The sequence below is a fragment of the Trinickia sp. EG282A genome (assembly GCF_040965455.1).
Classification (GTDB): Bacteria; Pseudomonadota; Gammaproteobacteria; order Burkholderiales; family Burkholderiaceae; genus Trinickia; species Trinickia symbiotica.
In genome coordinates, this window is the sequence record NZ_JBFRCC010000002.1 from 1,134,813 (window position 1) to 1,160,094 (window position 25,282).

Below are 25,282 nucleotides of genomic sequence, written 5' to 3' on the forward strand. Positions count from 1 at the left end.
TGATTGCATGACCGCCGATGAGCGGGAACGGCGCTCGTGCAGAGCATTCGATGGAGGCCGTCGCGTAGTGGTGAGTAGCCCACCTTCAACCGGCCGGATGGCCGCGTGCAGTCGCTCCACGTGGCCTCCATGGCCTGGTATCCGCATCGGATTCCGGGCTTGCCTTGCAACGCGGCTATCATGTGCGTCTATCGAATTGAAATCACCGCTGCGCCGCATCGGCTGGAGAAACTCATGGCTTTACCTCAAGAGGGCGTCAACATGGCGCTTTTCTGCGACTTCGAAAACGTCGCGCTGGGCGTTCGCGATGCGAAGTACGAGAAATTCGACATAAAGCCGGTTCTCGAGCGGCTGCTGCTCAAAGGAAGCATCGTCGTCAAGAAGGCCTATTGCGATTGGGATCGTTACAAGGGATTCAAGTCGGCGATGCACGAGGCAAGCTTCGAACTCATCGAAATACCGCATGTGCGGCAGTCGGGTAAAAATTCGGCCGACATCCGGCTCGTCGTCGATGCGCTCGATCTTTGCTATACGAAATCGCATGTCGACACCTTCGTCATCATCAGCGGGGATTCCGATTTCTCGCCGCTCGTTTCGAAATTGCGAGAGAACGCGAAGAGGGTGATCGGCATCGGCGTGAAGAATTCGACGTCGGAGTTGCTCGTCGCCAACTGCGACGAGTTCATTTTCTACGACGATCTCGTGCGCGAACAGCAGCGAGCGCTCGCGAAGCGAGAGATGCGCGATTCGGGCTCGCCACCGGCGAAACGCGCGGCCGACGAAGATAAGCATCCACTGCAGGAGATGGAGGCACGCAAGGCGAAGGCGATTGCGATCGCCGTCGAGACTTTCGAGGCGCTTGCATCCGAGCGCGGCGAGAGCGGCAAGATCTGGGCGTCGGTGCTCAAAAGCGCGATCAAGCGGCGCAAGCCGGACTTCAGCGAGTCCTACTACGGGTTTCGAGCCTTCGGCAATTTGCTCGATGAGGCGCAAGCGCGCGGTTTGCTGGAGGTCGGGCGCGACGATAAATCCGGCGCCTTTGTCTATCGGGCCACACGGACGGGGGTCGTCGACACGCAAAAGCAAGTCGCAGCAGGGCCGGTTCTCCCGGATAGTGGTGCTGAGGTTGAAGCGACGGGCTCCAAAGGGAGGAAAAAGAGCAAAGGTGGCCGCAAGCACGCCCACGAGCCGTTGCCCGCGCCGGCGGCAGCCGAATTGCTGGTAGAGCCTTTGGTGGCAGCGGACCGACCGTCACCGGAGCACGCCATTGAGGCGATGGTCGATTTAGAGGCACAGGAGGCAGAGGCGCAGGAGGCCCCGAAGCCCCGCCGCACACGTGCACGCAAAGCTTCCGTGAAGAAGGCGGATACCGTTGCTGCCGAATCGGCGCATGAGGAGCTTTCCGCGGCACAGCCGCAAGGGGAGCCAGCGGCCAAAGCCAAGGCCCCAAAGGGAGCGCGTAAATCCACGTCGCGATCCAGCCGCTCGCGCAAGACGGCTGAGTCAGGCACCTAGATTATCGACGCAGCCAATCTTCTATGCGATGGGCGGATTTCGTCCACTGGCAACGGAGAACCGACGAATGAGAAGTAGAAGCCATGATGAGGCGATGGCCGAGCTGTACTGCAGCGACCCGGCGCTCGCGCTCGATTTCATCAATGGCATCCTCGAAGATGGCGACCAGGCCGAGCTGCTGACCGTGCTGCGCCAGCTTGCACAGGCGTTCGGCGGCGTGCAGCCGCTCGCCTCGACCCCGCAGACGCACGCGGCTTGAGACGTTGGTCGATTGGAGACCCACGATGCGCCAAGACCATCCCCGGCACTTAGGGGTAGGCGATTATCACCACTCTTGAGTGGGCATAGAAGGCAAAAAACCCCGCAAGACGTTGATCCCACAGGGTTTCTCGAAATTCAGCGGCATTCGCCGGAACAACTTCTGGTGCCCAGGGCCGGACTCGAACCGGCACGCCTTGCGGCGGGGGATTTTGAGTCCCCTGCGTCTACCTGTTTCACCACCTGGGCAGTCTTTGCCGACGCCTGATGCGCCGACGGAAGAGCGCGATTATGGCGCAAAACCGGTGCGCCGGCAAGCTGGTGGCGCCTTTGGCGTTAGCGCCGGAGCTGGCCACGATTCCAGAGGACGGCTAAGGGCGTTGCACGAGCGCGGCACCTCGCTCACTGGCTCAAATACACGAACTTCCCATCCTTGATCACGCCCATCACACTCGCTCGCTGATCGAGCCCCACGTGATCTTTCGCGCTGGTATTCACGACGCCATTCGGCACAACCACCTCATGCGCTTGCTCCAAAGCCTCGCGCAGCGCGACCCTGAACTGCACAGTCCCAGGTTGCGCCGCCTTCAATGCGCGACCCACCGCATCTTGAAGCCGCGGATAAACGCCGGCCGCGTCGCCGGCAAACTGCGTGACCGTCCCCGCACCGTATTTCGCTTCATACGCGTCCACGAACGCCATTGCCGCCTTCTTCGCCGGATGATCCGCCGGCAGCGTTCGCGCGACGACGACCGGTTGCGTCGGAAAGAGCGTCTCTTCCACGTCCTTCCCGCCGAGCTTGATGAACTCGGGCGTCGCAATCCCGTGCGTCTGATAGATCGGCCCCTTGAATCCGCGCTCGACGAGCGTTCGTTGCGGCAGCACGGCCGGCGTACCGGCGCCGGCAATCAGGACGGCATCGGGCTTCGCGGCCATCAGCCGGAGCACTTGCCCCGTCACGCTGGCGTCGTTGCGATTGAACCGCTCCGTCGCCACCAGGCTGATATGCCGCAGTTCGGCGAACTTCGTGAACTCCTTTAGCCAGCTTTCGCCGTAGCTATCGGCGAACCCGATGAATCCGACCGTCTTCACACCGTGATTCGACATGTATCGCGTCATCACATCGGCCATGGCGGCATCGGTCTGCGCCATCTTGAACGCCCAGATGCGATTCCCCTCTTGCGGCTCGACCACGCTGCCCGAGCCGACGAGCGTGATCATCGGCGTTTGCGCGCGCGCAACGGGATCGAGCGCGGCCAGCGCGGCTGGTGTGATATTCGGCCCGACGATCACGTCGACGTGATCCTCATCGATGAGCTTGCGGATGTTTGCAACGGCGGCCCCGGGGTCCGTTCCGTCGTTGAGCACAATGTATTGCGCCTTCTGTCCGGCGATCGTCGCCGGCCACATCAGAATGGCGTTCTTGCTCGTGATGCCGATCGCCGCGGCAGGGCCCGTCGATGAAAGATCGATCCCGACCTTCATATCGGCATGTGCCAGACCCGCGATCATGAAGGCGGCGAGCGCAAGCGCGCGGCGCAGTTGGCACGACAACCGCATTCAGTTTCTCCCTTGGCGTGAAAAGCTCGTTACGTTGAAAAGCCCCCGACTCGAAACTCGGTAGGAGTCAAAGCTCAGCGGGACTCAAAGCTCGTAGTTCTCATGCTCGCCCTTCAACGCTTGCTCGATGAGCTTGCGAGTGAGCGTGGGTGACAGCAGTTCGACGAGCGTATAGACATAGCTACGCAGGTAAGCCCCCTGTTTCAGCGCGATCCGAGTGAGATTCGTGCCGAACAGATGCCCGACCGGCATTCCTCGCAGGTGCTTGTCGCGATCGCCGTTGAACGCGATGTCGGCGAGGATCCCGACGCCGAGCCCGAGCTCGACGTAGGTCTTGATGACGTCGGCATCGATCGCCTCGAGGATGACATCGGGCGTGAGGTTGCGCCGATGGAAAGCCTCGTTGATCTTCGTCCTGCCCGCAAATGCGGCCTCATAAGTAATCAGAGGATATTGCGCAAGGTCCTCGAGCGAGAGCGTCTTGCGTTCGAGCAGCGGATGGCCTTCGGGCATCACCGCTACGTGATGCCACTGGAAACACGGCAGCGAGACGAGCTCCTTATAGCTACCGATGGCCTCGGTCGCAATACCGATATCGGCCTGATCGTGCATGACCATTTCGGCCACCTGCGTGGGGCTGCCTTGCAGAATCGAAAGGTGCACCTTCGGAAACCGCTTCTTGAACTCGGCGATGGCGCCCGGCAGCGAGTAGCGCGCCTGCGTATGCGTCGCGGCGATGACGAGATTGCCCTGGTCCTGCGCGGCGAAATCCTTGCCGACGCGCTTCAGACTCTCGACTTCCTGCAGGATCCGCTCAACGGACGCGAGGATGATGCGCCCCGGCTCGGTGAGCGATCGCACGCGCTTGCCGTGGCGCGTGAAGATTTCGACGCCCAGTTCGTCCTCGAGCTCGATGATTGCCTTCGAGACGCCCGGCTGCGAGGTGTAAAGCGCCTTGGCAGCCTCGGTCAGGTTGAAGTTCTGCCGCACGGCTTCGCGCACGAACCGAAATTGGTGCAGGTTCATCATAACCCCATGGCATAAGGACAGAATTTTTTAGTCGTTTGAAATATAAGACGAGTTTATTACGATCTGCGCAGGTTTTTCAATATGCATAGCAGTTTCGGTCATTAGCAAATGAGCGGAGGGTCTTAGGTCCTGCCGCTCTTTGCGCGTCGATAGCGATTCGGGCGTCGCGTAACCAGGGCGCGGCGCAGAACAACCTGGGGTCCCCGAATGTACCAATACGATCAGTACGACCAGACAATCGTCGACGAGCGCGTCGCGCAGTACCGCGACCAGGTCCGCCGCCGCCTGTCGGGCGAATTGAGCGAGGAGGAGTTTCGTCCGCTGCGCTTGCAGAACGGTCTCTACATGCAGCGTCACGCGTACATGCACCGTATCGCGGTTCCGTACGGCAATCTGCGCAGCGATCAGTTGCGCATGCTGGCGCGGATCGCCCGCGAGCACGATCGCGGCTACGGCCACTTCTCGACGCGCACGAACATGCAGTTCAACTGGATCAAGCTCGAGGAGACGCCCGAAATTCTGGCGAAGCTCGCTTCGGTGCAGATGCACGCGATCCAGACGTCCGGCAACTGCATTCGCAACATCACGGCCGATCAGTTCGCGGGCATCGCGCCCGATGAAGTCGTCGATCCGCGCCCGTGGGCCGAGATCCTGCGCCAATGGTCGACGTTCCACCCCGAGTTCGCCTGGCTGCCGCGCAAGTTCAAGATCGCCGTCTCGGCCTCCAAGGAAGATCGCATCGCCGTTCAAATCCACGATCTCGGCGTCTATCTGTCGAAGAACGAGGCGGGCGAAGTCGTCTGCGCGATTCTCGCCGGTGGCGGGCTCGGGCGCACGCCGATCGTCGGTCCGGTCATCCGCGAAAATCTGCCCTGGCAGCATCTGCTCACGTACTGCGAAGCGGTCCTGCGCGTCTACAACCGTTTCGGCCGGCGCGACAATCTGTTCAAGGCGCGCATCAAGATTCTCGTGAAGGCGCTGGGCGCGAAAAAGTTCGCCGAGCAGGTCGAGGAGGAGTGGCAGCATCTGAAGGACGGCCCTTCGACGCTCACTCAGGAAGAGTTCGACCGCGTCGCCCAGTATTTCCAGCCGCCTGCGTACGAGAAGCTTTCGGATACGGATGCGTCATACGAGAAGCATCTGCTCGAGAACCGCGCGTTCGCGCGCTGGGTCGAGCGCAGCGTGCGGCCGCACAAGGTGCCGGGCTACGCCGCCGTGACGCTCTCATTGAAGCCGACGGTCACGGCCCCCGGCGACGTGACGGACGCGCAAATGGAAGCGGCGGCCGATATGGCCGACGAATACTCGTTCGGTGAGCTGCGCGTCTCGCACGAGCAGAACCTCATTCTCGCGAACGTGAAGAAGCGCGATCTGTTTGACGTCTGGGAGCGCGCGAAGCAACATGGCTTCGCGACGCCCAACATCGGACTGCTCACCGATATCATCGCCTGCCCCGGCGGCGACTTCTGCTCGCTCGCGAATGCGAAGTCGATTCCGATCGCGCAGGCGATCCAGCATCGGTTCGACGATCTCGACTACGTCTACGATCTCGGCGAGCTCTCGCTCAACATCTCGGGCTGCATGAATTCGTGCGGACACCATCACGTCGGCAACATCGGCGTGCTCGGCGTCGACAAGGACGGCGCGGAGTGGTACCAGGTGTCGCTCGGCGGCGAGCAGGGCACGGGCCAGAACGGCGCGCGGCTCGGCCGCGTCATCGGTCCTTCGTTCTCGGCCGAGGAAATGCCCGATGTGGTGTCGAAGGTCATCGACACCTTCGTGGACAACCGCATCGACGGGGAGCGTTTCATCGACACGTTCAATCGGATCGGCATCGCGCCGTTCAAGGAACGGGTCTACGCGTCCCGCCAGCCGGCGCACGCCTGACCGAAGCGAACGAGAGCAAGGAACATTTGCAGATGACTTCGATTATCAGAAACCGTGAAGTCGTGGCGGACGACTGGCAGACCGTGCGCGCGGCCGAAGACGGCGGGCTGCCCGCCGTCGATGCGCTGCCCACGGGCCGCATCCTCGTGCCGTTCGCGCTCTGGAAGGAAGCGCGCGAAGCGCTCGTGGCGGCGCGCGGCGTCGAATCGCTCGGCGTCTGGCTTGCACCCGCCGACGAACCGGCCGATCTGGTCGGCGATTTCGACAAGATCTCGCTGATCGGCGTCGATTTCCCGGTGTTTCGCGACGGCCGCGGCTACAGCACCGCGCGACTTTTGCGCGAACGCTACGGCTGGCGCGGCGAGTTGCGCGCGATCGGCGACGTTCTGCGCGATCAGCTCAATTACATGGCCCGCTGCGGCTTCGACGCGTTCGCCGTGCGTGCGGACAAGGACATCCACGATGCGCTGAAGGCATTCAGCGAGCTTTCGGTGCAATACCAGGCCGCCGTCGACATTCCGCAGCCGCTGTTCCGCCGCCGCGCGGCGGCAGCGTCGAGCGGCGCCGAGGCGCAAGGAACGCGCGTATGAGCAGCGTCGTCGACTTCACGAAGCAGGGCGCCGACGTGCCCGAGGCCGTCCTGGCTGCGAAGGTCGAGCGGCTGAACGCGCTCATCGACGCGATCGCCGCGCGCCACGAAAACGTCAAGTTCGCGAGCAGCCTCGCCGCCGAGGACATGCTGCTCACGCATGCCATCCTCTCGCGCGGCGCGCCGATCGGCATTTTTTCGCTAAATACGGGGCGCCTTCACGCGGAAACGGTCGGCATGATCGATCGCGTGCGCGAACGCTACGGTTACGAAATCGAGCAGTTTCATCCGCGGCCGCAGGCGGTGGAGGCCTACGCCGCCGAGCATGGGCTCAACGCGTTCTACGAGAGCGTCGAGTTGCGCAAGCGCTGCTGCGAAATTCGCAAGGTCGAGCCGCTCAATCGCGCGCTCGCCGGCGTCGACGCCTGGATGACGGGGCAACGCCGCGAGCAATCGGTGACGCGTGCGGAACTCGCCGAAGAGGAGCAAGACGCGGCACGCGGCATCGCCAAGTACAACCCGCTCGCGGACTGGACGGAAGCGGAGGTCTGGGCCTATCTGACGAAGTATGAGGTGCCGGTCAATCCGCTGCACGCGCGCGGCTACCCGAGCATCGGCTGCGAGCCCTGTACGCGCGCGATCCGTCCCGGCGAGGACAGCCGCGCCGGCCGCTGGTGGTGGGAATCGCGCGACTCGAAGGAGTGTGGTCTGCACGTCGCGCCCGCCACGCCGATCAGGATCGTATCCGACGCGGGCAAGGCGACGGCGTAACGCGCGGCCAAGGCGTAAGCTAACGGCTCCAATAGGCAAACCGAGCCCAAACAATGCAGGACCCGAATATTGCGGGTCGTCGCGGAAACGATGCATCGACCGCGGCAACCGATAGGAACAGACTGAACATGAGCACGATTCTCGAACCCTCCGCGACGACACCGCTCACGGTCGCATCGAACCGCATGGACCATCTGGATTGGCTCGAAGCCGAATCGATCCATATCCTGCGCGAGCTCGTTGCCGAATGCAGCAAGCCGGCTCTGCTTTTTTCGGGCGGCAAGGATTCGGTCGTCGTGCTGCATCTCGCCCTCAAGGCATTCGGCCTCGGCGCGAACCGCAAGACGTCGCTGCCGTTTCCGCTCGTGCACATCGACACGGGCCACAACTATCCCGAGGTCATCGATTTCCGCGACCGGCGCGCGGCCGAGATTGGCGCCGAGCTCGTCGTGGGCCACGTCGAGGATTCGATCAAGCGCGGGACCGTGCGGCTGCGCCGCGAGACCGATTCGCGCAATGCGGCACAGGCCGTCACGCTGCTCGAGACGATCGCGGCGCACGGCTTCACGGCGATGATCGGCGGCGCGCGACGCGATGAAGAAAAGGCGCGGGCCAAGGAGCGCATCTTTTCGTTCCGCGACGAGTTCGGCCAATGGGATCCGAAGGCGCAACGACCCGAGCTCTGGAGTCTCTACAACGCGCGCTTGCATGCGGGTGAGCACCTGCGCGTGTTTCCGATCTCGAACTGGACCGAGCTCGACGTCTGGCAATACATCGGACGCGAAGGGCTCGAGCTGCCGTCGATCTACTACGCGCACCAGCGCGAAATCGTGCGCCGCAACGGACTGCTCGTGCCCGTCACGCCGCTCACGCCGATGCGCGAGGGCGAAACGAGCGAGACCGCGCTCGTGCGCTTCCGCACGGTTGGCGATATCAGCTGCACGTGCCCCGTCGAAAGCGATGCGGACGATGTCGAGAAGATCATCGCCGAGACGGCCGTGACCGACATCACGGAGCGCGGCGCGACGCGTATGGACGATCAAACGTCCGAGGCGGCGATGGAGCAGCGCAAGAAGCAAGGGTATTTCTAAGCCAGCCCAAGAGGTCCGCGCCGAAAGCGCACGCGGCCTCCGAACGAATTCCGAGCGAGTATCGAATGCAGGACATCATCACCACTCATCAACCGGCGGACCTCGGCGTGCTGCGCTTCATCACGGCGGGCAGCGTCGACGACGGCAAGAGCACGCTCATCGGGCGGCTTCTCTATGACAGCAAGGCCGTGCTTTCCGATCAGCTTTCCGCGCTTTCGCGCGCGAAGAACAAGCGCACGGTCGGCGACGAAATCGATCTGTCGCTGCTGACCGACGGCCTCGAAGCCGAGCGCGAGCAGGGCATTACGATCGACGTGGCCTATCGCTACTTCGCCACCGCCAAGCGTAAGTTCATCATCGCCGATACGCCGGGCCACGAGCAGTACACGCGCAACATGGTGACGGGCGCGTCGACCGCGCATGCGGCGATCATCCTCATCGACGCGACGCGAGTGACGTTCGACGACGGTCGCGCGGTGCTGCTGCCCCAGACGAAGCGCCATAGCGCGATCGTGAAGCTGCTCGGGCTGCAGCATGTGATCGTCGCGATCAACAAGATGGACCTCGTCGAGTTCAGCGAAGCGCGCTTCAACGAGATTCGCGATGCCTACGTGCAGCTTGCCCAGCAGCTCGGGCTGGCGAACGTTCGCTTCGTCCCTGTCTCGGCCTTGAAGGGCGACAACATCGTGCTGGCGAGCGAGCGCATGCCCTGGTATGCGGGCGAGCCGCTGCTCGACGTGCTCGAGGCCCTGCCGGTCGGGCAGCCGACGGGCCAGGCACTGCGTTTCCCGGTCCAATGGGTGGCGCGCCAGGACGGCGCGAGCGCCGACGATTTCCGCGGCTATATGGGTCGCGTCGAATCGGGTGAAGTCCGCGTCGGCGATGCGATCGTCGTGCTGCCGGCGGGGCGCGACGCAACCGTGGCGGAAATCATCGCGCCGGTGCCGGGTGGCACGGCCCAGGTCGAGCATGCGTTCGCGGGGCAGACGGTGACGATTCGTCTCACGGAAGACGTCGACGTTTCGCGCGGCGACACGTTCGTGTCGGCGGGGCAGGCCCCGCAACCGGCGAAGAAGCTCGAGGCGGATCTCTGCTGGTTCGACGATGAGCCGCTTTCGCCGCAGCGCAAATATCTGCTGAAGCAAACGACGAGCACCGTCTTCGCGCGCGTGGGCGCCGTCAAGGAAGTGCTCGACGTCCACACGCTCGAGCATACGAGCGAACGGCACAACCTGACGATGAACGACATCGGCCGCGTGACACTGACGCTGCAAAAGCCGCTCGTCTGCGATACTTACGACACGCATCCGGCGACGGGCGCGTTCGTGCTCATCGACGAAGCGACGCACCATACGGTTGCCGCCGGCATGATTCGTGCATACTCGAGCTGACGCGACCGGCTCCGCTCCTGCGGGCCGCTCGCACGCGAACGAATGAGTCGGTAAGGAACGGAACCGGAAGGACGAACGGCGAATGGGCAAGGTGTACTTGATCGGGGCAGGCCCCGGAGCGGCGGATCTCATTACGGTGCGCGGCGCACGATTGTTGGGCATGGCCGACGTGGTGCTGCACGATGCGCTCGTCGAGCCGGACATGCTCGGATACGCGCCGCACGCTCGCAAGATCGCCGTCGGCAAGCGCTGCGGCCGTCGCTCGACGGCCCAGCAGTTCATCAACAAGCAGATCGTCGATGCGGCGCTGGCGCATGAGGTCGTCGTCCGGCTGAAGGGCGGCGACCCGATGCTGTTCGGCCGCGCCGACGAGGAGATGCGCGCGCTCGAAGAGGCAGGCATCGAATACGAGGTCGTGCCCGGCATCACGGCGGCCCTCGCCGCCGCATCGAGCCTCAAGCGCTCGCTGACGCTGCGCGGCGTCGCCCGCAGCGTCGCGTTCGCCACGAAGAGCCGCGCGGCCGATACCGACGAAATCCGCGAGCACGTCAATGCGGATTCGCTCGTCTTCTACATGGGTCGCGACAGCGCGCCGGAGATCGCTCAGCAGTTGATCGACGCGGGCCGGCCGGCCGAGACGCCCGTGGCGATCGTCGAAGCTTGCAGCACCGCGCGCGAGCGAACATTGACGCTGACGCTCGAAGCACTCGCGATGGGTGAAGCCCAGCAGTGGCTCGATGCGGCGCAGCCGAGCCTGCTCATGATCGGCGACGCGTTCGCCGAGCGGGATGCGTCGAAGCGGCTGATCGAAAGCGAGCCGGCCGACGCGACCGCGGACGGCGCCGCACCGCGTGCCGCCGGTTTTCTCAACGCGGCGTGACGTCTCCCATCTGACGCAGGCAGTACTGCGCGAGCGCATCGAGCACTGCGTCGTCATCGCCGATAGGCTTCACGCATCGGATTTCGATGCCCGGATGAGCGGCCCGGCATTGATCGACGAGCGCCGGCAGGTCGCGCCGAATATGCCCCCCGATCCCCACGAATACCGGCACGATCGTGATCGTCGCGCAGCCGCCGGCCGCCTGCTCCGCGATCGCGGTAGGCAGGTCGGGCGACATCAGCTCTAAAAACGCCAGGCTGACCGCCGTCGATGGGCCGCATTGCGCGCGCAGCAGCTTCGCGAGCCGCTCGAAGGGCTCGGCCCAGCGTGCATCGCGTGCGCCGTGACCAAACAGGACGATGCCGTTGCGTGCCGACATGGCCGTGTCCTCTCAATGTCGATAGCGATCAATGCCGATCGACCCACCTCAGTCCGACGAACCCCAGCACGAGGTAGATCAAGGCCGGCGTGGCGGCCGTCATCGGCGCCGGCCATGTGTTCAGCATGCCGATATGCGAAAACAGCGTATTGAAGAGCTGGAAGCTCATGCCGAGCATGATGCCGCCGAAGACCTTTACGCCAACGACGCCGGCCCGCGTGTGCAGATAGGCGAACGGAAGCGAGAGCGCGAGCATCACCAGCACGGCGAACGGATAGAGCAGCTTTTTCCAGAACGCGAGCTCGTAGCGCTGCGTGTCCTGGTGATTTTCCGTCAGATGCTGAATGTAGCGGAAGAGGTTGAACATCGACATCCGATCGGGCGAAATCAGCAGCACCGAAAGGATCTGCGGCGTAAGCTCCGAGCGCAGCGAGTACTCGGGCTGCGTGATCTGGGTCGCGCGATAGACTGGATTCAATGCGTCGGCAGGCTGCGCGGACGGCGGCGGGATCGCCGTCAGCTTCGTATCGGTCACGCCCTTCAGCAGCCAGTGGCCGTTGCCCTGATAGCTTCCGCTTTGCGCGATCCGCACGTTCGTCAGCCGAAATTGCGAATCGAACTCGTAGATGCGCACCTTCGTAATCGATGCATCGGGCCTTAGCTCGCCGACGTTGACGAAGCGCGTGACCTGCTCGCCGTCTTCGCGCGCGGAAAGCGTGTCCTTGACCCAGACGCCGGACTGGAAGTTCGTCGAGACGGCCGATCCGAGCGCCTCGAGCCGCACGCGCTCCGAGAGTTGATCCGAGTAGGGGCCGACGACTTCACCGATGAAATACGTGACGATGACGAGCGGAATGCCGATCTTGATGAGCGAGCGCAACGCCCGGCCCGTCGCGAGTCCCGAGACGCGAAAAATCGTGTATTCGGAGTTGGCGGCCATCTGCGAGAAGACGTAGATCGCGCTGATCAGCGCCGCGACGGGGATGATTTCGTAAAACCGCGACGGCGTTTGCAGCGCGACGCGCAGCACGGCATAGCCGAACTTGTAGTTGCCGTGCCCGACCGTGTTCAGCTCGTTGATGAGGTCGAAAAAGAAGAACAGACCTGAAAACGCGAATAGAACGAAGATGAACGCGAGGTAGACCTGCCGTGCAAAGTACTTCTCGTAGATGCGCATCGCGTTATGCTCCCTGACGTGCGAACAACGCGCGCGAAATGAGCGGCCGGTTGCGCACGCGCAGCCAGAAAACGACGACAACGATACAGGCGACGAGCGCATGCAACCCGATCAGCCCGGCGGCGAACGACATGCGTCCCTGTTCCATCCACGACTGCACCACGTTGAGCAGATTCGAATAGGTGAGGAAGATCAGCACGGCCATGACGAGATTGATCGTGCGCCCGCGCCGCGGATTTTGATAGGCGAGCGGAATGCCGAGCAGCATCAGGTTCGCCGCCATCAAAACGAGGCCCGTGCGCCAGACGAATTCGGCGAGGTTCGCATTCGTCGGATGGCGCAGCAGCGCAAGCGTCGACATGCCCGTCGGCGTCGGCCGGTTGACGACCGGCTGCTGCGTGATTTTCACGCCATAGCGCTGAAACTCCATGATCCGGAAATCCGGCTTGCCGGGCTCGCCGTCGTAGCGCCGCCCGTTCTCGAGGACGACGAAGCGCGAGCCGTCCTTGTCCGTTTCCGTGTGACCGTTGTGCGATACGACGACGCTGACCTTGCCGCTTTCTGTGCTCGTTACGAATACATTCTCGACATGACTTTGGTCGGGAGACATCTTCTCGACGAAAAAGACGCGGTGGCTGACGGGCGATTCGCGGAATTGCCCGGGCGCGAGCAACGAGACTTCGTCGCGCTGCTGAAAGCGCGCGCGGATCAGCTTGCTTTGCGCGTTCGACCAGGGCCAGCCGACATAGGCGAAAAAGGCCACGAGCAGCAGGACCGGCAGAGCGAACTTGACGACGGGCTTGATGAAGCGCGCGAGGCTCACGCCCGACGAAAGCCAGACGACCATCTCCGAATCGCGGTACCAGCGCGTGAGCACGAAGAGGATCGACACGAAGAGCGTGACGACGAGCATCACCGCGAAGTAACCGATGACGGTCAAGCCGATCAGCACGACGACGTCCTTCGGATCGACCTCGCCGGACGCGGCGAAGCCGACGATGCGGATCATCATCGTAGTGAGGAAGATGGTCAAGAGCACCATGAATACGGCGCCGGCCGTATATGCGAGCTCGCGCTGCAGGGAGCGTTCGAAAATCATCGTCTATGAGAAAGGGCGAATGGGGCCGCGCTTGCATTGCGCATGGCGGACCGACGCCGCGAAAAAATAGCGGATAATTGCGACTTTCGTGTGAGTGATGCCGATTTTATCCGAGGACGAGCCGATGGACTTTAGCATAAAAGCCTGTGACTGGACGAAGGGCACGACGAACGTATTTCTGACCGGGAAGTCCGATTGCATCGTGATCGGCGTGTTCGAATCGCAAACGCTGTCGGGCGCGGGGCTCGAGATCGACGAGGCCACGAAAGGGCTCATCACGCGCGTCGTGAAAGCCGGCGACATGCAGGGCAAGAGCGGAACGACGGTCTTTCTGCACGAGGTCTCCGGCATCGGCGCATCGCGCGTGCTGCTCGTCGGCTGCGGCAAGCAGGACGCGTTCGGCCAGAAAGCCTACAACGATGCCGCGCGGGCGGCCTGGCGCGCCATTCTCGGCACGAAGATCGGGCAGGTCACGTTTACGCTCGCCCAACTGCCGATCAAAGAGCGGACGGCGGAGTGGGGCGTGCGCGCGGCTATCCTCGCGCTGCGCACCGAGACATATCAGTTCACGCAGATGAAGAGCAAGCCCGAGCCGGCCAAGCGGGCGTTGAAGCGCGTCGTCTTCAGCGTCGATACGGTCGACGAAAAGGCGGCCAAGATCGCCGCGAAGGAAGGGGAAGCGCTCGCGAATGGCCTCGATCTCGCGCGCGATCTCGGCAATCTGCCCGGCAACGTCTGCACGCCGACCTATCTGGCCGACACCGCCAAAACGCTGGCGAAAGACTGGAAGCTGAAAGTCGAGGTGCTGGGCCAGAAGCAGCTCGAAGCGCTCAAGATGGGCGCTTTCCTCTCGGTGACGCGCGGCTCCGCGCAACCGCCGCAGTTCATCGTCCTGCAGCATCAAGGCGCCGGTCAGAAGGCCGCGCCTGTCGTGCTGGTCGGCAAGGGGATCACGTTTGATAGCGGGGGCATCTCGCTGAAACCGGGCGACAGCATGGACGAAATGAAGTACGACATGTGCGGAGCCGCCTCGGTGTTCGGCACGCTTCGGGCCGTGGCCGAGCTGGGCTTGAAGATCAACGTCGTCGGCATCGTGCCGACTTGCGAGAACATGCCGAGCGGCACGGCGACGAAGCCGGGCGACATCGTCACGAGCATGTCGGGCCAGACCATCGAAGTGCTGAACACCGACGCCGAAGGGCGCCTCATTCTGTGCGACGCGCTCACCTACGCGGAGCGCTTCAAGCCTGCGGCCGTCATCGATATCGCCACGCTGACGGGCGCCTGCGTGATCGCCCTCGGCCATCACAACAGCGGCCTCTTCGCGAAGGACGACGCGCTCGCCGGCGAGCTGCTCGACGCTTCGCGCGAAGCGGTTGACCCGGCCTGGCGCCTGCCGCTCGACGACGAGTACCAGGAGCAGCTGAAGTCGAACTTCGCCGACATGGCGAACATCGGCGGGCGGCCGGCCGGCAGCGTGACGGCAGCCTGCTTCCTGTCGCGCTTCACCGAGGCGTATCCGTGGGCGCACCTCGATATCGCCGGGACGGCGTGGAAGAGCGGCGCAGCCAAGGGCGCGACGGGGCGCCCGGTGCCGCTGCTGACGCAGTTCCTGATCGATCGCGCACAACAATCGTAGTGGCTTGGCTGGATCATTGCCGATGACACGGATCGATTTTCATACGAACGTCGGTGACTCGCTGCTCTATGCCTGCCGGCTGGTCCGCAAGGCTTATCTCGCGGACCAGCCCGTCATCGTGGTCGCCGACCGGGCGAGGCTTGCGGCGTTCGACGAGCGGCTCTGGACCTTCTCGCCGCTCGACTTCGTCCCGCATTGCATGGCCGACAGTGGGCTTGCGGCGCGCACGCCTGTCGTGCTGATGGCCGACCTCGATGAGGCGCCGCATCATCAGGTACTCTTGAACCTCGGTGCGGCGGTGCCGCCGCAATTCGCGCGCTTCGAAAGGCTTCTCGAGGTTGTCGGCGATGGGGATGACGAGCTCGCCGCGGGGCGTGCACGCTATCGCTTCTATCGCGACCGCGGTTATGCGCTCAACAACTACAAGCAAGGCACCTAAACGGGTGCTCTATCGTTTGTCCGATGAGTGCGCAGCCGGCGTGTCATCGTGGTATGGGTCCGTTGGTTTCGTCAGCATCCATGGAAGGCGGGCCGACTAGTGGAAACAGGGAGACTGGAAGTGACCGATCCCAAACATCCCGAACGCGAACAGTTCGACGATCCGGACTCGATTCCGGTGCTGACCGACGTGATCGTGCCGGGCCGGCCGTCCATGCCGCGACGCGGCGAAGCTCACGAGGCGGCCCCCGAGCCAAAGGCGGAGACGCCCGCCGCGCCGCCGCAAAAGGCCGAGGCGCCGGCGGCGCCGCAAAGCTCCGGTGCGCCAGCGCAGCCGGCCGAAGGCGCGGCGCCGCGCGAGCGAAAGCCGACTGAGGATTCGATCGAGGCGACCCGAGCGGCACAGCTGAACGAATTTGCCGAAGCGGACAAGGCGAGCCCCGCCGAGCCGCCCGCAACGCGCCGCGCGCACGAGCCGCTCCAGCACGGCGGCGCGCCCGAGGCTCTGGCGCCCGCCGAGGCAGCATCCACGCCCGCGGCCCCGGTTGCACGCGAACTACGCGAACCAGGCGAACAACGCGAGCACGAAGAGCTCAGCGAGCGCGACGTCGACCATATCGCCGAGCGCCTGCGCACACGCTTCGCCGGCTACCTGCGGGACGAAGGGCGGCGTGTGATCGAAGCCCGATGCCGCGAGGCGCTCGAGGAGCACACGAGCTGGCTCGTGCGGCAGGTCACGCGCGAGGTGGCGCTGGTGCTGGAAGGAGAGGTGGTGGGCTGGGTGCGCGACGCGGTTCGTGAGGAACTGGCCGCGCACCGGGCGGCGCGCCGTTAGGCTCGACAACGAACGGGGCCGTTGGGCCCCGCTTGCTGCCGCACGCCGGCCTCAACCCGTCACGGCGCCCTGGTTGGCGGGCCGCGCGAGCGCCGCATACTTGGCGAGCACGCCGCGCGTGTAACGCGGCGCCGGCTGCTTCCACGCGGCGCGGCGGCGCTGCAGTTCGTCGTCGTCGACATTCAACTGCAACAGCAGCCTGTGCGCATCGATCGTGATCGAATCGCCTTCCTGCACGAGCGCGATCGTGCCGCCGACGAAGGCTTCGGGCGCCACGTGCCCGACGACCATCCCCCAAGTGCCGCCCGAGAACCGGCCGTCCGTGATGAGGCCGACCGATTCGCCGAGCCCCTTGCCGATCAGCGCCGATGTCGGCGCGAGCATTTCCGGCATCCCGGGGCCGCCTTGCGGGCCGAGATAGCGGAGGACGAGCACGTCGCCCGGCTGGATCTTATCGTTCAGGATCGCGTCGAGCGCGCTCTGCTCGTCGTCGAAGACGCGGGCAGGCCCGGTGATCGCCGGGTTCTTCAGGCCCGTGATCTTGGCGACGGCGCCATCGACCGCAAGATTGCCCTTCAGTATCGCGAGATGCCCTTCCTTGTAGAGCGCCTTCTCGATCGGGAAGATCACGCTCTGATCGGCGCGCGGCGCGCTTGGCACGTCCTTCAGCTCCTCGGCGAGCGTCTTGCCCGTGATCGTCACGCAATCGCCATGCAGGAGGCCGGCGTCGAGCAGGATCTTCATCACTTGCGGAATGCCGCCCGCGCGGTGCAGATCGGTTGCCACATATTGACCCGACGGCTTCAAATCGCAGATGACGGGTACGCGCCGGCGGATCCGCTCGAAGTCGCCGATGGTCCATTCGACTTCGGCCGCATGCGCGATGGCGAGGTAGTGCAGCACCGCGTTCGTCGAGCCGCCCGTCGCCATGATGACGGACACGGCATTCTCGACCGACTTCTTCGTGATGATGTCGCGCGGCTTCAGATCGCGCTTCACGGCCTCGACGAGCACACGTGCCGATTCGGCGGCGGAGTCGACTTTCTCGTCATCGGGATTGGCCATCGTCGACGAGTAGAGCAACGACATGCCGAGCGCCTCGAACGACGAGCTCATCGTATTGGCCGTGTACATGCCGCCGCACGAGCCCGTGCTCGGACAGGCGTTCTGCTCGACGCCCTCGAAATCCTCCTGCGACATGCGGCCGGCGGTGAACTCGCCGACAGCCTCGAACGACGAGACGATCGTCAGGTCCTTGCCCTTCCATCGACCGGGCCGAATGGTGCCGCCGTAGACGTAGATGCCGGGGACGTTGATGCGTGCGAGCGCAATCATGCCGCCCGGCATGTTCTTGTCGCAGCCGCCGATCACGACGACGCCGTCCATCCATTGGCCCTGAACGCAGGTCTCGATGCAATCGGCGATGACCTCGCGCGAGACCAGCGAGTACTTCATGCCTTCGGTGCCCATCGACATGCCGTCCGAAATCGTCGGCGTGCCGAATATCTGCGGATTCGCGCCGGCGCCTTTGACAGCCTCCACGGCTGCGTCGGCGAGGCGCTGCAATCCGGCGTTGCAGGGCGTGATCGTCGAATGGCCGTTCGCGATGCCGATCATCGGATTGTCGAAATCATCCTTCTTGTAGCCGATCGCGTAGAACATCGAGCGGTTCGGCGCGCGTGCGACGCCCTGGGTGATGTTTTTCGAACGACGGTTGTAAGCCATGATGGGGACTCCGTTGTATCCGTCTTTACGGTCGCGCAGGTTGTATGCGTTGCAATCCGCCGCTATGCGTGAACGTGATTTTGCCTTCCCGAGCGGGGCGGATCGGCACTCGCGCACGGGGGCGTCGAGCCAGAATGACGTTTCCCTTTGCCTGTGTCCAATATATTATTCAACATCGATTAAGTCGAAAAAGATATCGAATGGAGGCTGCTTCGTGACGCCCGATCTGCGCCAGTTGCGCTACTTCGTCGCCGTTGCCGAGGAGCGGCATTTCGGGCGGGCCGCCGAGCGGCTCTCGATGACGCAGCCGCCGCTCTCGCAGGCGATTCGTGCGCTCGAGGAGGCGCTCGGCGTGGCCCTTTTCGCGCGGACGAAGCGCACGGTCGAGTTGACGCCCGTGGGCGCCGATCTTCTGCCCGAAGTGCGCAAATTGCTGGCCGCGGCCGACGGCTTGCGCCCGCTCGCGCAAAGCCTTGCGCGCGGCGAGGCCGGCGCGCTTTCGCTCGCCTTCGTTTCGACGGCCGATTACGGCCTTTTGCCGGAACTGCTGCGCGAATTCGCCGCACGCTATCCGCACGTCAGGTTGCAGCTCGCCGAGGCGACGAGCGACGTGCAGATCGACGAGCTCGTGGCGGGGCGCATCGACGCGGGGCTCGTCATTCCGCCACTTCCCCCGCGCCATGCGGCGGCGCTGACGTACGTGCCGGTCATGCGCGAGCCGCTCGTGGCGGCGCTGCCGAGCACCATCGCGCGCAATCTCGAGACGAGGGGCACGCGCGACGCGCCGCCGGACTGGGACGACAGACCGGTCACGCTCGCGCAGCTCGCCGATTTTCCGCTCGTCATCTTTCCGCGCCATCTCGCCCCCGGCTTTTATGACATCATTACGGGCTGCTACGGCGCGGCCGGCCTGAGCCCGCGCATCGGACAGGAGGCGATCCAGATGCAGACGATCGTGAGCCTTGTGTCGGCGGGCATGGGCGTCGCGCTCGTGCCGCGATCGCTGCGCAACCTTCGCCGCACCGGCGTAGTCTACCGACCGCTCGCTGAGCGCGCGCCGATCGTCGAGACCGGTCTCGTCTGGCGCACGGGCGACGTGAGGCCCGTGCTCGGCGGGTTCATCGAGATCGTACGCGCGCACGCCGCGGCCATGCCCGGCCCTTCAACCCCTCAACGCCCGAAATCGAAGCCCATACGATGCTGATTCATCCCAACTTTGATCCCGTTGCGATTCATCTCGGCCCGCTTGCCGTGCGCTGGTATGGCCTCATGTACCTCGTCGGATTCGTGATGGCGATCGTCGTCGGGCGGCTGCGGTTGCGTCTGCCGCACGTCGCCGCTCAAGGCTGGACCGCGCGCGACATCGACGACATGCTGTTTTACGGCGTGCTCGGCACGATCATCGGCGGCCGGCTCGGCTACGTGCTTTTCTACAAGGCGGACTACTACTTCGCGCACCCGCTCGACGTCTTCAAGGTCTGGCAAGGCGGCATGTCGTTTCACGGCGGCTTTCTCGGCGTGACGCTCGCGATGGCGATCTTCGCCTGGCAGCGCAATCGCACCTGGTTGCAGGTGACGGACTTCGTCGCACCCATGGTGCCGACGGGGCTCGCCGCGGGTCGCCTCGGCAACTTCATCAATGGGGAGCTCTGGGGGCGCGTAACCGATCCGCAAGCGCCATGGGCGATGCTGTTTCAGAGCGCCGCGCCCGACGATGCCCTCTGGCTCGCCTCGCATCCGCAACTCGCGGCCAAGTGGCATCTCTACGAAGTCTTCGCGCAGTACCACATGCTGCCGCGCCATCCGTCCGAGCTCTACGAGGTTGCGCTCGAGGGCATCGTGCTCTTTTTCGTGCTCTGGTTCTTCACGCGCAAGCCGCGCCCCGCGGGCGCTGCATCCGCGGTCTTCCTGATCGGGTACGGCCTTGCGCGCTTTATCGTCGAGTTCGCGCGTGAGCCCGACGATTTCCTCGGTTTGCTCACCTTCGGGCTCTCGATGGGGCAGTGGCTGTCGTTGCCGATGATTCTCGTAGGCGTCGGGCTATTTGCCTGGTCGTATCGGCGTGCGGCGAAAGCGAAAGAGCCCGCCGCCGTGGCGCGTTGAACGCGGACTGAGCGCAGTCAACGCGTCATCTGCACCGAACCCGACACGTTGACGGTCACGCGTGACGTGCCGCCTTCGATCGGCAGCGGCGCGTTGCCGCCGGGCGCTGCCGCCGCCATGGCGCGCATCGCGATCATCGGACGCGGCGGCCCTTCGCGGCCTACGTTGACCTCGCGCACCGTGTAGCCCGTGTAGCCGAATGCGTGGGCTGCTTCCTGCGCCTGCTCGCGAAACGAGGCGATGGCGTCGCCCGACAGCTTTTGCGCGGCAGATCGCTGCGCTTCCGGCGACAGCGAGAATGCGACATTGCCGATTTGCATCGTCGCGTTCAACTCGCCGGCGAGCTTCGATGCGGCGGCGAAGTCGCGCGATTCGAGCACGACCTCTGTCCGGCCGCGCCATGCCGAGATGCGGCCGTCGCGATCCGTCGACGGATAGACCGAATAAGTGCCGGTGTGCGCGGTGACGCCGGTCACGCCCTTCGCCTGCCGCAACGCCGCGGCGGTTCGCTCGTTCAGCGCGTTCGTCAGCGACGCGGGATCTTTGGCCTCCTGCTCGTAAAAGAGCGTGATGTCGACGACGTCCTCGGGAACGTCGGCGCTCGCCTGAGCCGACAGCGAGAGTACGCCGGAAGGCACGGCCGCGCGATCGATGACGACCGGATCGGCATAGGCAGCCGAGGGTGTCACCGTCAGCGCGAAAGGCCATAAAGAGGCGGCGACGGTCGCGACAGCGAGAACGGTTGTTCTTTTCATGTGTGCGGTCCTTCTTCGGTGTTGAACGATATCCCTTGTTAGGACGGAGCAACGAACCCGGTACGCGTGGGAACGTTCGACGTCAGGTGAGCCGCGCGGTAATGAAGCGCCACTCGGCTTCGGTGACCGGCGTGATCGAAAGACGATTCCCTTTCGCGAGCACGCGCATGTCGGCGAGTTCGGCATGCTTCCTCAACTCGGCGAGCGAAATGAGCGGAGTCTTCTTGACGAACTTGACATCGACGAGCATCCAGCGCGGCTCCTCAGGCTTCGATTTCGGATCGTAGTAAGGGCTTTTCGGATCGAACTGCGTCGGATCGGGGTAGGGCGTCGAGACGACTTTTGCGAGCCCCGCAATACCGGGCTCGGGGCAGCTCGAGTGATAAAACAGCACGCCGTCGCCAACGCGCATCATGTCGCGCATGAAATTGCGCGCCTGATAGTTGCGCACACCTGTCCACGGAAGCGTGCGCTCGGGGGCATTCGAGAGATCGTCGATGCTTGCTTCGTCCGGTTCGGACTTCATGAGCCAATAGCGCATAAGGCACTCGGATTCGTTGGGTGATCGTCGAACGAAAGATGCGCGAGCCTCAAAAAACCTATAGTGGGTGCGGACGTGCCCCTGGCTCCGGCGGGAGCAGCCGAGGCCAATGATCGAGACCAAATGAAAACGGCATCGGATGAACCGATGCCGTCGTCGAATAAGTCCCCGCCTTAGCCGCTAGGCCGGCATCCTGAACCTGAGGTTCAGAATTGGTCGCAGTTAGCAGCACTTCGGGTACATCAGACAGAGTGACGCGCACGCCCGTGCTACAAATTTCCGCAACCGTGCACATGGCATTGGTTCAAGGAATCTATGACCTTGGCGAACCAGGCAGGGAAGCCGTAAAAACTGGGTACAACTTGTATCGCCGCCTGCCGCTACCGCGGACGGGCAGTGTGCCGCTCTTGCTATCGTGCCTCGTGTTGCGCGAGCACGGTGCCGAGCTGCTCATTCATTTGACGCATTGTACGACGGATTTCGTCCGCGGGGAACGCCTCACCGTGGCGAATACTTTCTTGCAGCCTCAGCAATTCCGACGCAAGCGAAATGGCGGCCATCACGGCGATGCGGTCCGTGCCGCGCACGTTGCTGGCCGTGCGGACTTTCGACATTTCCGCATCGACGCGCGCGACGGCGTCCACGAGCGCGGACTCCGTTTCCGGTGAACAGGCCAGCCTGTATGTCTGGCCGAGAATCGAGGCTTCGATCTGTTTCGTCGTCATGCGTTCTCTCCGTGGGCTGCGCCGTTACGAGCCGGCTCGCCATCACCTGCCGGCGAAAGCAGGTCGAGCTGGTTGTCGGCGTCGTATGGGCCCTTCGTACGAGGCAGTTTCTCGAGAATCGCGTTCAGGCGTACTTGCGCATCGTCGATCTTGGCAAGCAACGTATCGCGTTCGGCCTGCAGCGCGTTACGCTCGTCGCGCACCAGCGCGAGTTCGGCGTGCGCGGCGTCGTTATCCGCGCGAAGCTGGGCGAGTTGCTCTTCGAGTGCGTGACGTGCCTGCTGATGGCGTTCGTTGATCGCAATCAGCCGGCCGATGTTCTGTGACAGGATTTCGAGTTCGTTGAGCATCTGCTGCGTCCTCTAAAGACTTGCGCATTTTAGCGCGGAAAAGAGCGGTATCCGACCTCCGACTCGTATCGAGACGTAACGAAGCACCGTACATTGCCGTATTTCAGGCGGTTTTTGCCGATGGCTGATGCAACGAGGCCCGATCGGCAATTGTTGACGCACCCCGGTTGCACTCCTACACTTGCGGCACTTTGGTGCCCGCGCGCTCGCTCCGATGCGCGCGGTTAAACGGGAAACAGGGAGCATGGTCCGCCCCGGGCCGAGCCAACCTGTGCTGCCCCCGCAACGGTAAGCGACATGCATCGCGAAGATCGCGATGCGAGTTCGGTCCGAATGCCACTGCGCGTGTCGAGCGCGCGGGAAGGCGGACGCGATTCGTCGCCAGCCCGGATACCGGCCAAAGCGGGAGTGCGGCCGTTTCGCCTGTCGCGCGGATCGCGCGCGCAAGCGTCGCTCGGCCCGCTCATGACAAAGCGGCCTGCGGGGAGCGGGCCGCATGCCGATCCCTAGGGAAACCATACGATGCCCACGCCCCTGCTACGCGCGACGCTCGTCGCGTTGGCCGGCCTGCCGCTTGCCGCACTTGCGCAGTCCGCGCCGGACGATTTCACGTCGCCCACTTCGTCTCATCCGTCCGCTTCTTCGGCTTCTTCCGCTTCGCCATCATCCGCTTCCTTGCCTTCATCGTCGAGTGCGCCGCAGGCGGCCAAGATCGCCGCCCCGTCCACAAGCGCCACCCGAGCGACCGAATCCGACGGCGTGCCGCTCGCGCCGATCGTCGTCACCGCGCAGCGAGGCGCGCAGCCGCTCGCCGATGCCATCCCGCAGACGACACAGTTCGATCGGCAGGACATCGAAGATTCGACCGCCACCGATCTACCCGGCTTGCTCGCGCTCGCGCCGGGCGCGCAGATCGTTCGCAACGGCGGACCCGGATCGAACGCGACGCTGATGCTGCGTGGCGGATCCGCGGCGCAGTCGCTCGTGCTGATCGATGGCGTGCGGGTCGACTCGGTGAGCCTCGGACAAGCGCAGATCGGGCAAATTCCGCTCTCGCAGATCGATCACGTCGAAGTCGTGAACGGCGACGTGTCCGCGCTTTACGGCTCCGGAGCGATGGGCGGCGTCGTGCAAGTTTTCACGAAGGACGGCGGCGACCATCCGCCGCGCTTCCATTTCTCGCTCGGCTACGGCAGTTATCACACGCAGACGCAGGCGCTCGGCGTCGACGGCGCATTGGACAAGGACGGCAAGACCACGTTCAGCGTCGACTTGTCGCGCTACAAGACCGACGGCTTCTCGTCGATCGATCCCGCGCTCGCACCCGCCGCGAATCCGAATGCGAACGGATATTTGAACGAGAGCGTCTCGGTGGCGCTGCGCCACAAGTTCAGCGAGAACTGGGACGCGGGCGTGCGCTTTTTCCAATCGGACGGCAACGACAGTTACGACAATGCATTCGGCGTGCCGACCGATGTCAACAACCTCTACAGCAAGGTACGCCAGGCATCGGTGTTCGCGAACGGCAAGCTGACCGACTGGTGGACGACGCACTTGACCGTGGCCGAAGGCGACGATCGTTCCGTCGTGAAGACGAACGACGTCTACAACAACCGCTTCGACACGAACAACCGCCAATACACGTGGCAGAACGATTTCAAGTTCGCGCCCACCCAGAAGGTCCAGATCGGCTATGAGCGGCTCGACCAGAGCCTCGGCTCCGATATCTTCGCCGCACCCGGCCGCCACGTGAACTCGTTCTTCGCGGGCTATGCGGGCCGCTTCGGCGCAAGCCAGATTCAGGCCAACGTGCGGCGCGATCAGTACTCCGATTTCGGCGCCGCGAATACCTACTATCTGGGCTACGGGTTCGATTTCGCCGAGCACTGGAAAGTGACGGCAAGCTACTCGAGCGCGTTTCGCGCGCCGAGCTTCGACGATCTTTATTTCCCCGGCAGCGGCAATCCGTCGATCCGGCCCGAGCGCAGCCATTCCGTGGAGGCGGCGCTGCAGTACGCTTCGGACTCGCTCGGGGTGATGCGGCTCACGGCGTTCGAAACGCGTTATACCGACCTGATCAACTACGTGTCGACGCAAGGCGGGCTCTTCTTCGTCGCTGAGAACGTCGGCCGCGCGAAAGTACAGGGGCTCGAAGGCTCGTGGAGCGGCCATGTCGGCAAGACCGATGTGCGCGCCGCGCTGACGGTGCAAAATCCGGTCGACGAAGACGCGGACACCGATCTCGTGCGGCGTGCGCGGCGCTTCGCGTCGCTTTCGGCGAATCGTTCGATCGGCGCCTGGCGCGTCGGCGGGGAATGGATCGTCAGCAGCGAGCGCAACGACAACGGCGTCAAGCTCGGCGGCTATGGCCTCGTCAACCTCTCGGCGCGCTATAACATCACGAAGGCGTGGTATGTCAGTGCGCAAGTCGAGAACCTCTTGGATAAGAACTATGAGCTCGCTTATCCCTACAACACGCCAAGGCGCAGTGCGTTCATCACCGTCGGCTGGCAGCAGCAGTAGCGTATGCACGTAAGCCGCTCGG

The 25,282-nt window shown here is 63.9% G+C and carries 23 protein-coding genes, 1 tRNA gene, 1 other RNA gene, 1 pseudogene and 1 riboswitch; of the genes and pseudogenes, 14 read left to right on the forward strand and 12 right to left on the reverse strand.

Translation table 11 applies throughout. From position 1 onward, the window contains the following. Nucleotides 1–234: 234 nt before the first annotated feature. The gene (locus AB4Y31_RS13165) at nucleotides 235–1,515 is read left to right on the forward strand and encodes an NYN domain-containing protein (protein ID WP_368674268.1); all 1,281 of its coding nucleotides are present in this window, start codon (nucleotides 235–237) and stop codon (nucleotides 1,513–1,515) included. A 67-nt stretch (nucleotides 1,516–1,582) separates the two neighbouring features. After that, nucleotides 1,583–1,747, forward strand: a pseudogene (locus AB4Y31_RS13170) (DNA-binding protein); the annotation flags it as partial. A gap of 190 nt (nucleotides 1,748–1,937) precedes the next feature. Here the strand turns inward: AB4Y31_RS13170 and AB4Y31_RS13175 are convergent. From AB4Y31_RS13175 to AB4Y31_RS13185, 3 genes are all read right to left on the reverse strand, one after another. After that, a tRNA-Leu gene (locus AB4Y31_RS13175) sits at nucleotides 1,938–2,022 on the reverse strand. 153 nt (nucleotides 2,023–2,175) lie between these two features. Further along, nucleotides 2,176–3,333, reverse strand: a complete 1,158-nt coding sequence (locus AB4Y31_RS13180) for an ABC transporter substrate-binding protein (RefSeq protein WP_368674269.1) — start codon at nucleotides 3,331–3,333, stop codon at nucleotides 2,176–2,178. 84 nt (nucleotides 3,334–3,417) lie between these two features. Further along, entirely contained in the window at nucleotides 3,418–4,359 is a 942-nt protein-coding gene (locus AB4Y31_RS13185) for a CysB family HTH-type transcriptional regulator (protein ID WP_018443140.1), read from the reverse strand. Between the two features lie 210 nt (nucleotides 4,360–4,569). On the opposite strand from AB4Y31_RS13185, the gene AB4Y31_RS13190 reads away from it, so the two are divergent. From AB4Y31_RS13190 to cobA, 6 genes are all read left to right on the forward strand, one after another. After that, nucleotides 4,570–6,249 carry a nitrite/sulfite reductase gene (locus AB4Y31_RS13190; RefSeq protein WP_368674270.1) on the forward strand — a complete coding sequence of 560 codons (1,680 nt, stop codon included), beginning with the start codon at nucleotides 4,570–4,572 and terminating at the stop codon, nucleotides 6,247–6,249. 32 nt (nucleotides 6,250–6,281) lie between these two features. Then, nucleotides 6,282–6,839 carry a DUF934 domain-containing protein gene (locus AB4Y31_RS13195; protein ID WP_368674271.1) on the forward strand — a complete coding sequence of 186 codons (558 nt, stop codon included), beginning with the start codon at nucleotides 6,282–6,284 and terminating at the stop codon, nucleotides 6,837–6,839. Next, nucleotides 6,836–7,609, forward strand: a complete 774-nt coding sequence (locus AB4Y31_RS13200; protein ID WP_368674272.1) for a phosphoadenylyl-sulfate reductase — start codon at nucleotides 6,836–6,838, stop codon at nucleotides 7,607–7,609. Before AB4Y31_RS13195 ends, AB4Y31_RS13200 begins: the two co-directional genes overlap by 4 nt. Before the next feature lie 128 nt (nucleotides 7,610–7,737). Further along, nucleotides 7,738–8,700 (forward strand): sulfate adenylyltransferase subunit CysD, encoded by a 963-nt coding sequence (gene cysD / locus AB4Y31_RS13205; RefSeq protein WP_018443136.1) that lies wholly within the window; start codon nucleotides 7,738–7,740, stop codon nucleotides 8,698–8,700. Nucleotides 8,701–8,774: 74 nt separating this feature from the next. Next, the gene (locus tag AB4Y31_RS13210) at nucleotides 8,775–10,091 is read left to right on the forward strand and encodes a sulfate adenylyltransferase subunit 1 (protein ID WP_368674511.1); all 1,317 of its coding nucleotides are present in this window, start codon (nucleotides 8,775–8,777) and stop codon (nucleotides 10,089–10,091) included. An 82-nt stretch (nucleotides 10,092–10,173) separates the two neighbouring features. Then, nucleotides 10,174–10,971, forward strand: a complete 798-nt coding sequence (cobA, locus tag AB4Y31_RS13215) for a uroporphyrinogen-III C-methyltransferase (RefSeq protein WP_368674273.1) — start codon at nucleotides 10,174–10,176, stop codon at nucleotides 10,969–10,971. Here cobA and AB4Y31_RS13220 read toward each other — a convergent pair. From AB4Y31_RS13220 to lptF, 3 genes are read right to left on the reverse strand one after another with little or no spacing between them, the layout of a single operon-like run. Further along, entirely contained in the window at nucleotides 10,958–11,350 is a 393-nt protein-coding gene (locus tag AB4Y31_RS13220; protein WP_368674274.1) for a sirohydrochlorin chelatase, read from the reverse strand. The two genes, cobA and AB4Y31_RS13220, sit on opposite strands and share 14 nt — an antisense overlap. Before the next feature lie 28 nt (nucleotides 11,351–11,378). After that, entirely contained in the window at nucleotides 11,379–12,527 is a 1,149-nt protein-coding gene (gene lptG, locus AB4Y31_RS13225; RefSeq protein ID WP_368674275.1) for an LPS export ABC transporter permease LptG, read from the reverse strand. Between the two features lie 4 nt (nucleotides 12,528–12,531). Beyond that, nucleotides 12,532–13,626, reverse strand: coding sequence for an LPS export ABC transporter permease LptF (gene lptF, locus AB4Y31_RS13230; protein ID WP_368674276.1), 1,095 nt, complete (start codon nucleotides 13,624–13,626; stop codon nucleotides 12,532–12,534). A gap of 124 nt (nucleotides 13,627–13,750) precedes the next feature. Between lptF and AB4Y31_RS13235 the strand changes: the two genes are divergently transcribed. The 3 genes from AB4Y31_RS13235 (at nucleotide 13,751) to AB4Y31_RS13245 (ending at nucleotide 16,538) form a co-directional block, all read left to right on the forward strand. Then, nucleotides 13,751–15,265: a leucyl aminopeptidase gene (locus tag AB4Y31_RS13235; protein WP_368674277.1), complete on the forward strand. Its 1,515-nt coding sequence runs from the start codon at nucleotides 13,751–13,753 to the stop codon at nucleotides 15,263–15,265. Between the two features lie 22 nt (nucleotides 15,266–15,287). Further along, complete coding sequence (locus AB4Y31_RS13240) at nucleotides 15,288–15,704, forward strand: DNA polymerase III subunit chi (RefSeq protein ID WP_368674278.1); 417 nt, start codon at nucleotides 15,288–15,290, stop codon at nucleotides 15,702–15,704. A gap of 120 nt (nucleotides 15,705–15,824) precedes the next feature. Further along, nucleotides 15,825–16,538, forward strand: coding sequence for a DUF2486 family protein (locus tag AB4Y31_RS13245; RefSeq protein WP_368674279.1), 714 nt, complete (start codon nucleotides 15,825–15,827; stop codon nucleotides 16,536–16,538). 51 nt (nucleotides 16,539–16,589) lie between these two features. Here AB4Y31_RS13245 and ilvD read toward each other — a convergent pair whose 3' ends face one another. Then, on the reverse strand, nucleotides 16,590–18,263 hold the full coding sequence (ilvD, locus tag AB4Y31_RS13250; protein ID WP_368674280.1) for a dihydroxy-acid dehydratase: 1,674 nt from the start codon (nucleotides 18,261–18,263) through the stop codon (nucleotides 16,590–16,592). Between the two features lie 214 nt (nucleotides 18,264–18,477). Between ilvD and AB4Y31_RS13255 the strand changes: the two genes are divergently transcribed. Together AB4Y31_RS13255 and lgt are read left to right on the forward strand one after the other, a co-directional pair. Further along, a complete protein-coding gene (locus AB4Y31_RS13255; protein ID WP_368674281.1) occupies nucleotides 18,478–19,467 on the forward strand; it encodes a LysR family transcriptional regulator in 990 nt (329 codons plus the stop codon). Next, nucleotides 19,461–20,366, forward strand: coding sequence for a prolipoprotein diacylglyceryl transferase (gene lgt / locus AB4Y31_RS13260; protein WP_368674282.1), 906 nt, complete (start codon nucleotides 19,461–19,463; stop codon nucleotides 20,364–20,366). Before AB4Y31_RS13255 ends, lgt begins: the two co-directional genes overlap by 7 nt. 17 nt (nucleotides 20,367–20,383) lie before the next feature. On the opposite strand, the gene AB4Y31_RS13265 is transcribed toward lgt, so the two are convergent. The 5 genes from AB4Y31_RS13265 to AB4Y31_RS13285 form a co-directional block, all read right to left on the reverse strand. After that, nucleotides 20,384–21,121 (reverse strand): SIMPL domain-containing protein, encoded by a 738-nt coding sequence (locus AB4Y31_RS13265; RefSeq protein ID WP_368674283.1) that lies wholly within the window; start codon nucleotides 21,119–21,121, stop codon nucleotides 20,384–20,386. 82 nt (nucleotides 21,122–21,203) lie between these two features. Further along, complete coding sequence (locus tag AB4Y31_RS13270; protein WP_368674284.1) at nucleotides 21,204–21,662, reverse strand: EVE domain-containing protein; 459 nt, start codon at nucleotides 21,660–21,662, stop codon at nucleotides 21,204–21,206. 161 nt (nucleotides 21,663–21,823) lie between these two features. After that, nucleotides 21,824–22,005, reverse strand: a non-coding RNA gene (gene ssrS / locus AB4Y31_RS13275) — 6S RNA. Nucleotides 22,006–22,072: 67 nt separating this feature from the next. Beyond that, the gene (locus AB4Y31_RS13280) at nucleotides 22,073–22,387 is read right to left on the reverse strand and encodes a cell division protein ZapA (protein ID WP_018443122.1); all 315 of its coding nucleotides are present in this window, start codon (nucleotides 22,385–22,387) and stop codon (nucleotides 22,073–22,075) included. Continuing rightward, nucleotides 22,384–22,737 (reverse strand): hypothetical protein, encoded by a 354-nt coding sequence (locus AB4Y31_RS13285; RefSeq protein ID WP_018443121.1) that lies wholly within the window; start codon nucleotides 22,735–22,737, stop codon nucleotides 22,384–22,386. The genes AB4Y31_RS13280 and AB4Y31_RS13285 overlap by 4 nt, the downstream gene beginning before the upstream one ends. A 175-nt stretch (nucleotides 22,738–22,912) precedes the next feature. Continuing rightward, nucleotides 22,913–23,154, forward strand: a riboswitch (cobalamin riboswitch). 105 nt (nucleotides 23,155–23,259) lie between these two features. Here AB4Y31_RS13285 and AB4Y31_RS13290 point away from each other — a divergent pair. After that, nucleotides 23,260–25,260, forward strand: coding sequence for a TonB-dependent receptor (locus AB4Y31_RS13290; RefSeq protein ID WP_368674285.1), 2,001 nt, complete (start codon nucleotides 23,260–23,262; stop codon nucleotides 25,258–25,260). The last annotated feature ends 22 nt before the right edge of the window (nucleotides 25,261–25,282 follow it).